The organism is Curtobacterium sp. Csp2 (genome assembly GCF_013347165.1).
The window spans coordinates 3,258,091-3,272,438 of sequence record NZ_CP054593.1; the positions used below are offsets into that span (position 1 = coordinate 3,258,091).

Below are 14,348 nucleotides of genomic sequence, written 5' to 3' on the forward strand. Positions count from 1 at the left end.
CGAGCGGAGAGGGGGTTCTTCCCGTCGCGGTTCGACGTGAATCCAGCCCTCGAGCAACACACACCCAAGCAGAATCCGTGATCACAGTGTCACGGTGTCGAAGGCCGACCGCGAGAGTCTACGCGAGATCCGCCGCCACGGCCAGCCCCCGGGTCAGGAGTCCGCGAGCCGACGCCGCTGCTCCGCCACGTCGAAGTCCGCCGGCGGCCAGGTGAGCTGCATGTCCTCGAGCGCGCGGAGCAGGAGCTGCTGCACCGCGAACCGGGCGTACCACTTGCGGTTCGCGGGGACGACGTACCACGGTGCCCGCGCCGTCGACGTGCGCTCGAGGGCGATCTGGTACGCCTGCTGGTAGTCGTCCCAGAGCAGGCGCTCGTCGATGTCGCCCGGGTTGAACTTCCAGTGCTTGTCCGGGCGGTCCAGCCGGTCACCGAGGCGCTCGCGCTGCTCGTCCTTCGAGATGTGCAGCATCACCTTGACGATCGTGGTGCCCTGCGCGACCAGGTCGTCCTCGAAGTCGACGATCGCGCCGTAGCGACGCTCGATCTCCTCCGGCGGGGCGAACGACCGCACGCGCTGGATCAGGACGTCCTCGTAGTGCGACCGGTCGAAGACGCCGAGCTGCCCGGCGCGCGGCAGCTCGCGTTCGATCCGCCACAGGAAGTCGTGCTCGCGCTCCTCGGCCGTCGGAGCCTTGAACCCGGCGTAGTGCACGCCGTTCGGGTCGACCGCACCGACGACGTGGGAGACGATGCCGCCCTTGCCCGCGGTGTCCATCGCTTGCAGGACGAGGAGCACGCGGCGCACGTCGCCGGCGGTGCTCGCCGCGTGCAGGCGCTCCTGCAGGGCGGCGAGGCGTGTGGCCCCCGCGGCGAGGGACTCGAGCCCGTCGATCTTGCGGCCGGCGAACCCCGGCGTCGAGTCCGGGTCGACGCGGTCCAGGCGGAAGCCCTCCTCGACGCGCAGCAGGGGCTCGGGGTCGGTGTTCCAGGCCTTGCGACGGCTCACGGGGTCCTCCAGCTCACGGGGTCGCCCCCATCCTGGCACCCGCTCGTGGTCCGCGTGGTGGTGGGGAAGACGCGGTGCCGGGTTAGCGTGGACGCGATGAGGTCCAGCCGTCGAACGATGCTCGCGCTCCTCGCCGCGGGCGTGGCGATCGGGGTGCTCGGAGCACTCGGCTCGTGCAGCGCGGACCCGGCCACGGACAGCAACGCGACCGTGACGACGGACCCCGTGATCTACCCGCTGTCGCTCCGCTACCCGGGCATCGACGTCGTGACGGACGTCCCCTACGGTGCGGACGCCCTGCAGCGGCTCGACGTGTGCCTACCGCCGGACAGTGCCCCGGACACGAAGACGACCCCCACAGCGGCGCCGACCCCGTCACCACGGCCGTCGGCGGCGACCGACGACGCAGCCGACCGCCGCGGTGGACGGCCCGCCGTGATGATGGTGCACGGCGGCAGCTGGTCCCACGGCGACAAGGCCACCGCGGCGTACCGGGCCGTGTGCGAGTACCTCGCCTCCGAGGGCTTCGTCACGGTGAACGTCGACTACCGCCTGGCGCCGACCGATCCATTCCCCGCGGGTCTCGACGACGTCCGACGGGCACTGGACTGGGTGTTCCGCCCGTCGACCCTCGCCACGTACGACATCGACGCCGCCCGCGTCGGGGTGTTCGGCGGCAGTGCCGGCGGGAACCTCGTCGCGCTGCTCGCCGTCACCGACCACGAGTCCGCCGCGTACGCCGCAGGTGATCGGATCCGCGCGGTCGTCGATCTGAGCGGCCCGACCGACCTGACCGAGCGGTCCACCCGCGCGGACGGCGTCTCGGCGTCGTTCCAGCGGAAGCAGCTCCTCTACCTCGGCTGCCGGACGTACACCGCATGCCCCGCTGCCGAGCGCGCGTCGCCGACGTTCCACGTCACCCGGGACACGGCACCGTTCTTCGTCGGACACTCCACCGACGAGTTCATCCCGCTCTGGGAGGCGCAGGAGTTCGTGGCGGCGCTCCGTGCCCACGACGTCCCGGTGACGTTCGTCGCGGTGGAGGGGTCGGCGCACTCGATCGCACAGCTCGACCGGGCGATGAGCGAGCGGGTCGTCGCGTTCCTGCACGCACGGCTCGGCTGACGGCGAGGCGCGTGCCCCGTGCGGGTGCCACCCGGAGGCGGGCGTGCGCGAGGGTCCCTCGCACCCCCAGACTCCTGGGGTGACCGACACGCCGACCCGCCCCGCGCGCGCCACCTCCGAGTGGCCGCGCCGCACCGCCGCACAGACCGGGACCGAGCTCCTGCTCGGCCTGTCCTTCACGGCCACGGTGGCGACGAGCGGCTACGCGGCGGCGACCGGCCACCTCGCCGTGGTCGCCCAGGGCACGGCCGTCGTGTTCCTCGTGACGCTCACGTGCGTGCTCGTCTCCTGGTTCCGGGGCAGCGAGACCCGCTGACCGAGTCCGCGACCGGGACCGGGAGCGCGACCGGGACCGGGAGCGCGACCGCGACCGCGACCGCGATCAGCGAGGGTCGCTGACCCCGTCCGGAGCCGGTTCCCCGGCACCTCCCGACCTCGCCGCCCGCCGGTCCGCCCGCCGCTCCCGCGCACCCTCGACGACGGAGTACAGCGCCGGCAGCACCACGAGGGTGAGCAGCGTCGAGGACACCAGGCCACCGATCACCACGAGCGCGAGCGGCTGCGAGATGAAGCCCGACTTGCCCGTGAGCCCCATCGCCATCGGCAGCAGCGCGAAGATCGTCGCGAGCGCGGTCATCAGGATCGGCCGGAGTCGCCGCGTCGCGCCCTCGACCAGGGCCTCGCGCACCCGGAGCCCGCGGCGCCGGTACTGGTTCACGAGGTCGATGAGCACGATCGCGTTCGTCACGACGATGCCGACGAGCATGAGCAGACCGATGATCGACGCGACGCCGAGCGGGATGCCCGTCGCGATCTGGAGCAGCACGGCGCCGGTCGCGGCGAACGGCACCGAGAACAGGAGCAGCACCGGCTGGAGCAGGCTCCGGAACGTCGCGACCATGATCACGTAGACGATGAGCACCGCGACGAGGATCGCGAGGAACAGCTGGCTGAACGCGGACGACTGGCTCGACGCGACGCCGCCGATCGAGGCCGACGCCCCCTTCGGCAGGTCGAGCTGGTCGACCGCCTTCGTGACGTTCTGCACGGCAGCACCGAGGTTCGATGCGTCCGGCGTCACCGTGATGGTGGCGGTGCGGACGGCGTTCGACGTCGTGATCGTCGTCGGGCCGTCGGACTGCTCGACCGTGGCGAGGTCGGACAGCGGCACCTCGCCGGTCGCCGTGGGGATCGACAGGTTCTTCAGCGCGTCGAGCGTGGCCGGCGGGTTCGCGTCGGCGATGTACACGTCGAGCGTCGCGTCGTCGATCTCGACGCTCCCGGTGTCCCGCGGTGACACGGCCGCGGCGACGAGCCCGCCGACCTGGGTCTCGGTCAGCCCGCGCTCGGCGGCCGCCTGCCGGTCGACCTTCACGGCCAGGTACGGCTCGGCCGCGGACAGGTTGCTCGTCGCCCCCGTCGTCCCGTCGACCGCCCGCATCTCCTCGAGGACCTGCTGCGCAGCGGTCTGCAGCTCGGTCTGGGTCGGGGCGGTGACGTCCACCTCGATGTCGCTCGACCCGCCGAACCCGCTGCTCGAGGTCAGCGACACCTCGCCGGCGCCGTCGATCCGGTCGATGCGCTTCCGCGCCTCGGACTGGATGGTCGTCTGGTCGCGCTGCGCGTCGGTCGTCACGTTGTACTGCACCGAGGCCGACGCCCCGCCGCCGAACGCCGCCTGGATCGACTGGCCGCTCGAGCCGATCGTCGTCTGGACGGTCTGCACGCCGGGGACGTCGCGGAGTGCCCGCTCGACCTTCTCGGCTTCGTCCGACTGCACGGCGAGGCTCGTCCCCGGCTTGAGGTCCTGCGTCACGGTGAACGTGTTCTGGCCGGAGTCGCCGAGGTAGTTCGTCTTCACGAACGGCACCGCCGCGGCCGTCCCGCCGAGCACGAGGACGGCGAGCACCAGCACGATCGCGGGCCGCCCGATCGCCCAGCGCAGCACCGGCTGGTAGCCACGCCGGAGCCGGTCGGGAGCGGCGGCGTCGTGCAGGTCCGCGCCGGACGACAGCGCCCCGGTCGACGACGCGGCCGACGCAGGAGACGCCGACGAGTCAGGAGACGCCGACGCACCGGCGTGCTTGTGCCCCTTCGGCGGGCGCAGGAACCAGTACGCGAGCACCGGCACGATCGTCAGCGACACGAGCAGCGACGCGACGAGCGCCATCGTCACGGTGAGCGCGAACGGCCGGAACAGCTCGCCCACGAGCTCGGCGACGAACGCCACGGGCAGGAACACCGCGACGGTGGTGAGCGTGGACGCGGTCACCGCCCCCGCCACCTCGCGCACGGCGTCGAGCACCGCGCGCCCCCGGTCGACGCCGGGTTGCAGGTGCCGCTTGATGTTCTCGATCACCACGATCGAGTCGTCCACCACGCGACCGATCGCGATGGTCAGTGCCGCGAGGGTGATGATGTTCAGCGTGTAGCCGGCCGCGCGCATGCCGATCGCCGCGAGCAGCACCGACGTCGGGATCGAGATCGCGGTGACGATCGTCGACCGCAGCGACAGCAGGAACACGAGGATCACGACGACGGCGAAGCCGAGGCCGAGCAGGCCCTCCTCGGCCAGCGAGTCGATGGACTGCTGGATGTACGGCGCCTGGTCGAACACGACGGTGAACTGCGGGCTCCCCGTCACCTTCGCCTCGATCCCGGGCAGCGCGGCCTTCACCGTCTCCGAGACGTCGACGGTGTTCGCCTCCTGCGTCTTCGTGATCGCGATGGTCAGCGCGGTCTTGCCGTCCACCCGGCTGATCGAGGTCCGCGGCGACTCCGCGATCTGCACGGTCGCCACGTCGCCGAGACGGGTCGGACTGGAGGCACTGCTCGCGCCCGCCCCGCCGGTCGCGGTGGTCCCGGTGCCGGTCTGGCCGGCGGCGGATCCCCCGGCGGTGCCGTCACCGGACGTCTGCGTCCCACCGGCCGCACCACCGGACGCGGCACCGCCCGAGGCGGCGGAGCCGCCGGCCGCGCCCGACGCGGAGCCACCGGCGGACGACGAGGACGACGTGGAAGAAGAGGAGGAGGACGACGCCGTGAGCGGCAGGTCCTCGATGTCGGCGAGCGAGGCGATGCGCTGCCCGGTCTGCACCGAGAGCGTCGCGCCGTCCTGCGTGATCGTGCCGCCCGGGATCAGCGTGCCGTTGTCGCTCAGCGCGTCCGAGATCGACTGGCTCGTCAGGCCCTTCGCCGCCAGCTCGGACTCGTTCGGCGTGATGACCACGCGGCGCCCCGGGTTGCCGAACACGCTCGCCTGCCGCACGCCGTCGAGCTTCTCGAGGTCGGGCACCGCGGTCGCGTTCAGCCGGTCGACCAGCTGCTCCTGGTTGCCGGAGGCCGTGACGGCGAGCTGCAGCACGGGCAGGTCGTCGAACGACCCGGTGACGATCTGCGTCTGCACGGTGTCCGGCAGCGACAGTGCGTTCACGGCGGTCTGGATCTTGTCCTCGGCGCTCGCCAGGTTCGAGCCGTAGTCGAACGACGCCGACACCACGCTCTGCCCGGTCGACGACGTCGAGGTCGTCGACTCCAGGTTCGGCACGACCTGGATCGCCTGCTCGATCTTCGTCGACACGTCGTTCGACACGACCTCCGGCGTGGCACCGGGGTAGGCGCTGACGATGGCGACCTGCGGGAACTCGACGCTCGGGATGAGCTCCTGCTTCAGGCTCGTGAGCGAGATGCCGCCGAACACGGCGACGACGATGGTGACGAGGGCGATGAGCGCGCGGTTCCGGATGCTGAAGACCGAGAGGAGGTGCACCCGGTGATCCTCCCAGTTCCACCTGCGAACCAGACCCCCCACGGCTGACCTGTGGGGAACTGCCTCACCCGCCGATGAGCAGCAGTGCCCCGAGCACCCCGACGGCACCGACGAATCCGGTCGCGAGCGCCGTGACGCGGCCGACCGGGCTCCCCGCCCGCACGACCGCCACGACCAGCACCACCACCCCGACGGCGAGCTGCACGGCCCAGGCGGGCGTCGTCTCGGGCGTCGCCACGCGCAGGAACGCCCGCACCGACTCCCCCACGAGCACCGCCGCCACGACCCCGAGTGCCCCGGCCGCCAGCACCGCGCCCCGGGTGCCGCGCCGGAGTCCGACCCGCAGCGCCACCGCGACCGCCCCGGCCAGCAGCCCCGCGGGGACCCCGAGCAGGACCCACGGGTTCGTGATCGACAGGACGTCGGGGTACCCGCGCAGCACCGTGGCCGCCCAGTAGCCGACGTGCATGAGCTCGAGGAGCACGACGCCGAGCAGCATCGCGAGCGGCAGGGCCACCCGGCCGGCCCGGACACCGGCGACCGCGCACAGCAGCACCGCGACGACGAACCACGGCCCGGCCGAGTTCGACACGGTCGCGAGCGCGGGGACCGCCTGCCCGAACGAGGTCAGCACCCCGGCCAGCAGGGCGCCGGTCAGAGCGATCGACACCCGCGCGACCGGCGGGACCGGACGGGCCGGAACGGCGTGGACGGGGGCAGGGTCAGGGGCGGAGACGAGGGCGTCGGTCGGGCGGGTCGGCTGCATGTCATCAGCCTCCGGCGCGGCCGCCGGCACCGCGTCCGCCGTCGGGGCGACGATGCGCCGGGCGGGTCAGCCCAGCGGATGACGTGCGCTCACACCACCGCGGCGAGCGACCCGCGGGTCCCGACCCCGTCGCCGCCGATCCGCGCCCAGGCCCGCTCGAGCACGTCGACCATGCGCTCCCGGTCCGCCGGCGCGGTCGTGAACGGCACCCGCAGGAACCGCTCGAACCCGCCGTCGGGACCGAACACCCCGCCCGAGGCGAGCACCACGCCCTCGGCCCGCGCGGCGAGCACGAGCGCGCTCGACACCGGCCGCCCGAGGCCCACCCACGTCGTCAACCCGCCCGCCGGCGACGGGACGTCCCACTCCGGGAGCCGCGTGCGCAACGCGCCCACGACGTCGTCGCGACCGGCGCGCAGGAAGGTGCGTCGCGCCTCCAGGACGGCCGCCGTCCGCGGGACGAGCTCCCGCGCGACCAACTGGTCGAGCACGGGCGTGCCGAGGTCGCCCGACGGGCGGGCGAGCAGCATCCGCTGCAGCAGGTCCGGCTCGGCGCGCACCCACCCGATGCGCAGCCCACCCCAGAACACCTTCGCCGCCGAGCCGATCATCACGACGGTGGAGGACGGCACGGCGGACGCGGCCAGCGGCGGCTCCGGCGAGCCGTCGATCCGGAGCTCGCCCATGGTCTCGTCCGCCACCACGACGGTGCCGGTCGCCGCCGCGACAGCGAGCAGGCGCTCCCGGGTCGCGGCGGGCATCGTCGCGCCGGTCGGGTTGTGCAGCTCGGGCATCACGTACGCGACCGCGGGCGCCGTCCGGCGGAGCGTCATCTCGAGCGCCGACGCGTCCCACCCGGTGTGCGCGTCGACCGGGACGCCGACGAGCCGGCCGCCGGCCTCGCGGAAGGCCTCGTGCGCGTGCGGGTAGGTCGGCGACTCGACCAGGACGGCGTCGCCGCGGCGCACGAGCACCCGGGCGAGCAGCGCGATCGCGTGCTGCGCGCCGATGGTCACGACGATCTGCGACGGGTCGGTCGGCAGCCCGCGCTCCGTGTAGCGCTCGGCGATCGCGGCCCGCAGCCCGGGGTCCCCGACCGTGTCGTACCCGATGCCGGCGAGCGCCGCGGGGACGTGCCGGACCGCGCGTTCGACGGCCTCGGCGACCTCGGGGGCGGCGTGCAGGGCGGCCTTCCGCAGGTCGAGCAGCCCGCCGTCGACGACCCCGCCGAGCCGCTCCGGGTCCGGGCGCCCGGCGAGCTCCCGCGGTAGGTGCACGACGCTGCCGGAGCCCCGCAGCGACACGAGGAACCCGTCGGACCGGAGTCGGGCGTAGGCGTTCGCGACCGTGGTCCGCGAGACGCCGAGTGCCTCGGCCAACCCGCGCTCGGCCGGAAGCCGGACGCCCAGGGGCACGCGTCCGTCGATGACGAGCACGCGCAGGGCGTCGGACAGCGCCTCGTACGCGGGGGCGTCGGTCCCGTCCCGCCAGTCGGTGAGCAGGAGGGCGGCCGATCGCGCGCTCAGGAGAACCGGGGTCACGGGTCCACCGTAGCCAGATTGGCTCTCGACCAACAGGCCAATCCAGCGCGAGCATCGACCCGTGCCCCGCTCCGTCAGCCTCTCGCTCCGCTCCGTCCAGCTCCTCGTCGGCCTGTTCCTCTACGGCGCCTCGACCGCACTGCAGGTCCGCGCCGTGGTCGGCGTCGGCTCGTGGACGGTGCTCACGCAGGGCCTGGAGAACGTGCTGCCCTGGTCGTTCGGCGTCATCACCGTGGTGTCGAGCGTCGTCATCCTGCTGCTGTGGATCCCGCTCCGCCAGAAGCCCGGCATCGGCACGCTGTGCAACGTCCTGGCGATCGGCCCGTCCGCCGACCTGGTGCTCTGGCTCGTGCCGGAGCCGGACGGACTCGTCCCCCGTGTGCTGCTGTTCGCGGCGGGCCTCGCGCTCCTCGCGGTCGCGACGGCCTGCTACATCGGCGCCGGGCTCGGGACCGGCGCCCGCGACGGGCTGATGGTCGGCGTGCACGAGCGCTTCGGCTGGCCGCTCTGGCTCGCCCGCACCGTCATCGAGGTCACCGTCGTCCTGGTCGGCTGGCTGCTCGGCGGTGACGTGGGGGTCGGCACGGTGGTCGCCGCGTTCGCGATCGGGCCGATGGTGCAGCCCCTCATGCCGCTCTTCCGCCGCCTGCCGTGGTCCCCCACCCGCACGGGCGACGCGGAGCCCGTCCACACCCCTGGTGGCGACGAGACCGGAGCGGCTAGGGTCGCGCCATGCGACTCGGAGTGTCCTCCTACAGCTACGCCCGCTCCCTCCAGCGCGGTGCGCTGACGATCTTCGACGTGGTCGACCGCGTCGCCGCGGCCGGGGGCGAGCACCTCGAGGTCGCGGCGGGTGGCTTCGGCGACGACCTGCCCCGGCAGCCCGAGCTGGTGGAGCAACTGCGCGGCCACGCCGCGGCGCGCGGCGTCGGGCTCGCGAACTACGTCATCGGCGCGGACTTCTCCGACCCGGCGACCGTCGACGCCGAGGTCGCGCGGGTCCACGAGCACCTCGACGTCGCGCACCGGCTCGGTGTCACCCGGTTCCGGCACGACGTCGTGCCGTGGGCCTGGCGGGACGCCGACCACGCCGAGTTCGAACGGGTGCTCGCGCAGGTCGTGCCGGTCTGCCGCGCGGTCGCCGAGCACGCCGCCACGCTCGGGATCACGACGATGGTCGAGAACCACGGCTTCGCCTTCAACGACAGCGAGCGGATCCTGCGGCTCGTCCACGAGGTCGACCACCCCGCCTTCCGCACCCTGCTCGACGTCGGCAACTTCGTCTGCCTGGACGACGACCCGCTCCGTGCGGTGCAGCGGACCCTGCCGGTCGCGGCCGTGGTGCACCTGAAGGACTTCCTGGTGCGCGAGACCCCGCCGGCCGCGGACGGCTGGCTCACGACCCTGGCGGGCCGTGCGGTGCTCGGCACGGTCGTCGGGCACGGCGACCTGCCCCTGGGCCGGATCGTCGAGCGGATCGTCGCGAGCGGGTTCGACGGCCCCCTCTCGATCGAGTTCGAGGGGCTCGAGGACGACGTCGACGCGGTCGAGCGCGGACTCGCGAACGCCCGCGGCCTGTGGGCTGCGGCCGGCGGCTCCTGAGACGGTGCCGTGACGGACGGGAGGCGCGGTGCCAGCCGGCACCGCGCCTCCCGTCCGCCGTCCTGGTGCGTTCAGACGGACCGCACCCGCACCGTCTCGCCGCTCGCGGCGGACTCCTGCGCCGCCAGCACGACCGCCAGCGTGCGGAGGCCGACCGCGGCGTCGGGCTGCGGCTGCTCGCCGCTCCGGACCGCGGTGACGAACGTCTCGAGCATCGCCTGGTCGAAGTCCGGCCCGTACGGCAGCACCACCGACCGACCGGTCGCGGCGTCGAGCCCCCGCACACTCGGGCGGAAGAAGTCGACGTCCACGGATCCCTCCGACCCGACCACGGTGAGCGCGAGCCCACCCCACGTCGGCGAGGTGTCCGGGCGGCTCCACGAGCAGTCGATCGCCGCGATCGTGCCGTCCGCGTAGGTGATCGTCACGAGCCCCGCGGTCTCGGCCTGCGCGCGGGCGGCGTGCAGCACCCGGTTCGTGACGGCCGTCACCGTCACCGCCGGCGTGCCGTCGAGGAGCTCGTCGAGCAGGTCCGCGATGTGCACCACGTGGTCGACGATCGCGCCGCCGCCGGACAGCTCGGGCTCGGTGAACCACGAGCGGGTGAGCGGGAGCATGCCGTTGTTCGCACCGCGGACCGAGAAGACCTCGCCGAGCCGACCGGCCCGCTTCGTCGCCGCGAGCCGGGCGAAGGTCCCGGCGAACCGCACCGGGAACGCCACCATGAGCAGCACGCCCGCGGCATCGGCGGCGGCCCGCATCGCCAGGCCGTCCTCCCACGTCGTCGCGAGCGGCTTCTCGCACAGCACGTGGGCACCCGCGGCGGCGGCCTGCTCGACGAGCGCGCGGTGCCGGGCGTTCTCGCTCGTCACCACGACGGCGTCGACGCCCTGGGCGAGGAGCTCCTCGACCGAGTCGACGTACGCGACCCCGAGGGCGTCGGCGAGCTCCCGACCGCGTAGGTCGGTCAGCTCCGTGCCCGTGGAGGTGCCGTCCGGGTCGGTGCCGACGACCTCGACGTCGGGCATCGCCTGCAGCGCCGTCAGGTACGACAGCGCGTGCGTGTGCGCGAAGGACAGGACGCCGATGCGCAGGGTGGTCATGCCGTCGCCCCCTCGTGCGTCCCGGCGGCCGGGGCGGGTACGAGGTCGACGGGCTGCCCGGTCTCGACCGACCGGAGCGCCGCGTTGACGATCCGGACCGCGGTCGCGCCGTCCTCGGCGGAGACGCGCGGGACGGGGCCGCCCCGGAACGCGCCGAGGTACTCGCGGATCTCGAGGAAGTAGGGGTCCTCGGTCGGGTCGAGCTCCGGCAGTTCGCCGCCGACGGCCGCCTCGTCGAGGAGCTCGGCCGTGTAGTTCCGCTCCGCGCGGGAGTCGTGCGACAGGGTGCCGAGCGTGCCGGTGGCCGAGAACTCGGTGACGAACGGCAGGTGTGCCGGCCCCCAGATGCCCGCGACGTGGCTGATCGCACCGGACGCGTGGGCGAGCAGCACGTGCGCCGCCTCGACCGGGTGGTCGATGGTGCCCTTCCGGACGTGCACCGCGCTGACCCGGACGACGTCGCCGGCGATCCACCGGGCGATGTCCAGGTCGTGGATCATCTGGTCCATGATGATGCCGCCGGACAGCTCCGGGTCGGCGAACCAGGCGGAGCGCGTCGGGAAGCCGCCGGAGCGGACGAAGCGCAGCACCGCGAGCTCGCCGAGCTGTCCGGCCTCGACCGCGGCCTTGAGGCGGACGTACTCGGGGAAGTACCGGACGACGTGAGCCGGGTAGAGCTGCCGGCCGGCCTCGTGGGCGCGTCGGACGAGGTCGTCGGCGTCCGCGTCGGTGCGGGCGAGCGGCTTCTCGCTGATGACGTCCTTGCCGGCGGCGAGCGCTGCCCGCACGACCTCGGCGTGCGCGTACGTGGGGACGACGACGTCCACCACGTCCACGCGGGCGAGGAGCTCGTCGAGCGAGCCCACCACCTCGCCGCCGTGCGCGGCCACGAGCTCCTCGGCGCCGACCTCGGAGTAGACGACGACGTCGCCGAGGCGGAGCAGGTTCGGCAGGTGTGCGTGGGCGATCACCCCCGCGCCGACGAGGCCGATCCGGAGTCGCTGTTCGGTCATGGGGTCCTCCTGGTTCCGTGTGGTGCTGGGTCCGCGGCGGGCGCGGGCGCGCTGGTCGCGGGCGCGCTGGACGTGGGCGCGCTGGTCGTGCCCGTCGCGCTGGTCGTGCTGGTCGTGCTGGTCGCGGCGGCGGTGCGGGCGAGGAGCGCGGCACCCGCCAGGCCGGCACCGGCCCCCGCGAGCGACTGCTCGATGCGGGGCGACGGCCGCCAGCCGAGTCGGGCGTCGACGGCCGTGCGGAGCGGGGCGAGCAGACGCTCCCCGGACTCGCCGAGCCCGCCGCCGACGACGACGACCGCGGGGTCGAGCACGGCGGACAGGATCGCGACCCCGGCGGCGAGCGCGTCGACCGCGTCCGCCCACACCGCGGCCGCGACCGGGTCGGTGTCGACCGCCGCGACGATCTCGTCGGTGGCCCCGTCGATGGTGCCGCCGGCCGCACGGTAGCGCCGGCGGATGTTCCGGGCCGAGGCGTACGCCTCGACGCACCCGCGCTGCCCGCACGTGCAGGGCTCCCCGCCGGGCCGGATGCAGACGTGCCCGACCTCGCCGGCACCCCCGGCGGCGCCGACCACCAGGCGGCCGTCGACGACCAGGCTCGCGGAGATGCCCGTGCCGATCGGGATGAAGACCATCTCGCCGACGTCCCGACCGGCGGCGGTGCGGGCGGCGATCTCGGCCGTGGCCGCGGCACGCGCGTCGTGCGCCACCGCGACGGGGACGCCGTAGCGCTCGCGCAGCAGGTCGGCGATCGGCAGGTCGTGCCAGTCGAGGTTGACCGCCACGACGACCGTGCCGGCCGCGGAGTCGACGACCCCGGGGGTGCACAGGCCGATGGCGGCGAGCGGGTGTCCGGCGCCCGTGGCGGCGGCCGCGAGCCGGTCGACCACGGCGACGACCGCGGCGAGCGCCGGTCCGCCGGCGGCCGGGTCCCCGACCGCAGTGCCCCCGGTGGACGGCCCACCGACGGTCGGCGTGCCGGCCGTCGGCGTGCCGGAGACCGTCCCGTCCGCGGGTCCCACGGTCCCGAAGGTCGGGACGACGGCCCGGTCGAGCACGACGTCGCCGATGCGCAGCATGCCCTTGACCGTCGTGCCGCCGACGTCGACCGCCACGACCGCGCCGGACTGCTCGAGGTCGCGGACCGCGGTGCTCATGCGGTCCGCTCCGCCGCGGTCCGGACCATCTCGTCGATACGGGTGGGGGCGAGGACCTCGTCCACGGCGAGCACCGTCGCACCGCGGATCCCGGCGTCGCGGGGCTCGCGGCTCGCACGGACGTCGAGCGCGTCGGCGACCATCGGCAGGCACGAGCGGTAGAGCTCGCCGCGGATGGTGGCGACGAGCACCGAGGACGCCGACATCGCGCCCGCGAGCACGACCTCGCTCGGGTTGCAGAAGTTCACGATCCCGGACAGGACCCGGCCGATGTGCTCCCCGGCGCGGCGCAGCTCGTCGAGGACCACAGGGTCGCCCTGCGCGGCGAGGGCGAGGACGTCGCCCGTGCTGCCGACCTCGCGCCCCGTGGCCCGGAGCCGTGCGACGACGGCGCCACCCGACGCCACCGACTCCAGGCAGTCCGGCACGCCGCACGTGCAGCCGATCGCGGCCTCGCCGTCGACGGGGGTGTGGCTGATCTCGCCCGCGGCACCGCTCACGCCGCGGTGCAGCCGACCGTCGAGCAGGACGCCGGCGCCGATGCGCGTGCCGAGCTTCACCGCGACGAGCGTGCCCGACCGGTCCGGCTCGGGGTGCTCGGCGAGGGCGATGAGGTTCGCGTCGTTCTCGACGAGGACGGGGACGTCGGTGTACTCCGCGAAGAGCTCGGGCAGCACCGCCCCGTGCCAGGACGGCTCGAACGACGGGGTCGCGATGCTGCCGCCCGGGTAGGACACCGGCGCGGGGATGCTGATCGCGGCGCCGCGGAACCGGTCCATGTCCAGGCCGCTGTCCCGCGCGAGCTCGACGAACCGCTGCCAGAGCGCCGCGACGGACGCCCGGGGCCCGGCGGCGACCGGGACGGTGCCGGCGCCGTGCTCGAGGGCGTCGGTGTCCGCCAGGACGGTCCCGGCCAGGTCGGTGAGGACGATGCGCACGTGGTGCGCGCCGAGGTCGGCCGCGGCGACGAACCCGGCGTCCGCGACGAGTTCGAGCCGTCGGGCCCGGCGTCCGCCGCGGGACCCCTCGGCACCGCTCTCGCGGACGAGCCCGAGGGACGTCAGCGCGTCGACCCGGGCGGACGCCGTGGACGGCGCGAGTCCGGTGCTCCGGGCGATGCTCGAGCGCGAGGTCGTGTCGGAGACGCGGATGAGTCGGAGGACGTCCCCGACGGACCCCGGGCTCCGCGCCATGTCCTGGAAGTGCTGCTCGTGCATGTCGTCACTGTAGCGGCTGATCGATCGATGATCGAACGAAGTCGGTG

General features: G+C 74.1%; 12 protein-coding genes. 4 read left to right on the forward strand and 8 right to left on the reverse strand.

The annotated features are described in order from the left end of the window. Window positions 1-153 precede the first annotated feature (153 nt). Window positions 154-1,008, reverse strand: coding sequence for a PPK2 family polyphosphate kinase (locus tag HUN59_RS15835; RefSeq protein ID WP_174778897.1), 855 nt, complete (start codon window positions 1,006-1,008; stop codon window positions 154-156). A gap of 96 nt (window positions 1,009-1,104) precedes the next feature. Between HUN59_RS15835 and HUN59_RS15840 the strand changes: the two genes are divergently transcribed. Both HUN59_RS15840 and HUN59_RS15845 read left to right on the forward strand, forming a co-directional pair. Further along, window positions 1,105-2,133 (forward strand): alpha/beta hydrolase, encoded by a 1,029-nt coding sequence (locus tag HUN59_RS15840; protein WP_174778898.1) that lies wholly within the window; start codon window positions 1,105-1,107, stop codon window positions 2,131-2,133. Window positions 2,134-2,212: 79 nt separating this feature from the next. Then, the gene (locus tag HUN59_RS15845) at window positions 2,213-2,449 is read left to right on the forward strand and encodes a hypothetical protein (protein ID WP_058740611.1); all 237 of its coding nucleotides are present in this window, start codon (window positions 2,213-2,215) and stop codon (window positions 2,447-2,449) included. A gap of 66 nt (window positions 2,450-2,515) precedes the next feature. Here the strand turns inward: HUN59_RS15845 and HUN59_RS15850 are convergent, their stop codons facing one another. From HUN59_RS15850 to yczR, 3 genes are all read right to left on the reverse strand, one after another. After that, a complete protein-coding gene (locus tag HUN59_RS15850; protein WP_174778899.1) occupies window positions 2,516-5,902 on the reverse strand; it encodes an efflux RND transporter permease subunit in 3,387 nt (1,128 codons plus the stop codon). Between the two features lie 64 nt (window positions 5,903-5,966). After that, window positions 5,967-6,668: a DUF6518 family protein gene (locus HUN59_RS15855; protein ID WP_174778900.1), complete on the reverse strand. Its 702-nt coding sequence runs from the start codon at window positions 6,666-6,668 to the stop codon at window positions 5,967-5,969. An 89-nt stretch (window positions 6,669-6,757) separates the two neighbouring features. Continuing rightward, complete coding sequence (gene yczR / locus HUN59_RS15860) at window positions 6,758-8,209, reverse strand: MocR-like transcription factor YczR (protein WP_174778901.1); 1,452 nt, start codon at window positions 8,207-8,209, stop codon at window positions 6,758-6,760. Between the two features lie 61 nt (window positions 8,210-8,270). Here yczR and yczE point away from each other — a divergent pair, with 61 nt between their 5' ends. Together yczE and HUN59_RS15870 are read left to right on the forward strand one after the other, a co-directional pair. Next, window positions 8,271-8,999 carry a membrane protein YczE gene (gene yczE / locus HUN59_RS15865; RefSeq protein WP_217483570.1) on the forward strand — a complete coding sequence of 243 codons (729 nt, stop codon included), beginning with the start codon at window positions 8,271-8,273 and terminating at the stop codon, window positions 8,997-8,999. Then, window positions 8,942-9,811 carry a sugar phosphate isomerase/epimerase family protein gene (locus HUN59_RS15870; protein WP_174778902.1) on the forward strand — a complete coding sequence of 290 codons (870 nt, stop codon included), beginning with the start codon at window positions 8,942-8,944 and terminating at the stop codon, window positions 9,809-9,811. Before yczE ends, HUN59_RS15870 begins: the two co-directional genes overlap by 58 nt. Window positions 9,812-9,882: 71 nt before the next feature. On the opposite strand, the gene HUN59_RS15875 is transcribed toward HUN59_RS15870, so the two are convergent. The 4 genes from HUN59_RS15875 to HUN59_RS15890 are packed head-to-tail and all read right to left on the reverse strand — an operon-like array spanning window position 9,883 to window position 14,301. Further along, on the reverse strand, window positions 9,883-10,914 hold the full coding sequence (locus HUN59_RS15875) for a Gfo/Idh/MocA family protein (RefSeq protein WP_174778903.1): 1,032 nt from the start codon (window positions 10,912-10,914) through the stop codon (window positions 9,883-9,885). After that, window positions 10,911-11,927, reverse strand: coding sequence for a Gfo/Idh/MocA family protein (locus tag HUN59_RS15880; RefSeq protein WP_174778904.1), 1,017 nt, complete (start codon window positions 11,925-11,927; stop codon window positions 10,911-10,913). Before HUN59_RS15880 ends, HUN59_RS15875 begins: the two co-directional genes overlap by 4 nt. Then, window positions 11,924-13,084 (reverse strand): ROK family protein, encoded by a 1,161-nt coding sequence (locus tag HUN59_RS15885; protein ID WP_174778905.1) that lies wholly within the window; start codon window positions 13,082-13,084, stop codon window positions 11,924-11,926. Before HUN59_RS15885 ends, HUN59_RS15880 begins: the two co-directional genes overlap by 4 nt. Further along, the gene (locus tag HUN59_RS15890; RefSeq protein WP_114850204.1) at window positions 13,081-14,301 is read right to left on the reverse strand and encodes an ROK family transcriptional regulator; all 1,221 of its coding nucleotides are present in this window, start codon (window positions 14,299-14,301) and stop codon (window positions 13,081-13,083) included. Before HUN59_RS15890 ends, HUN59_RS15885 begins: the two co-directional genes overlap by 4 nt. Between the last annotated feature and the right edge of the window lie 47 nt (window positions 14,302-14,348).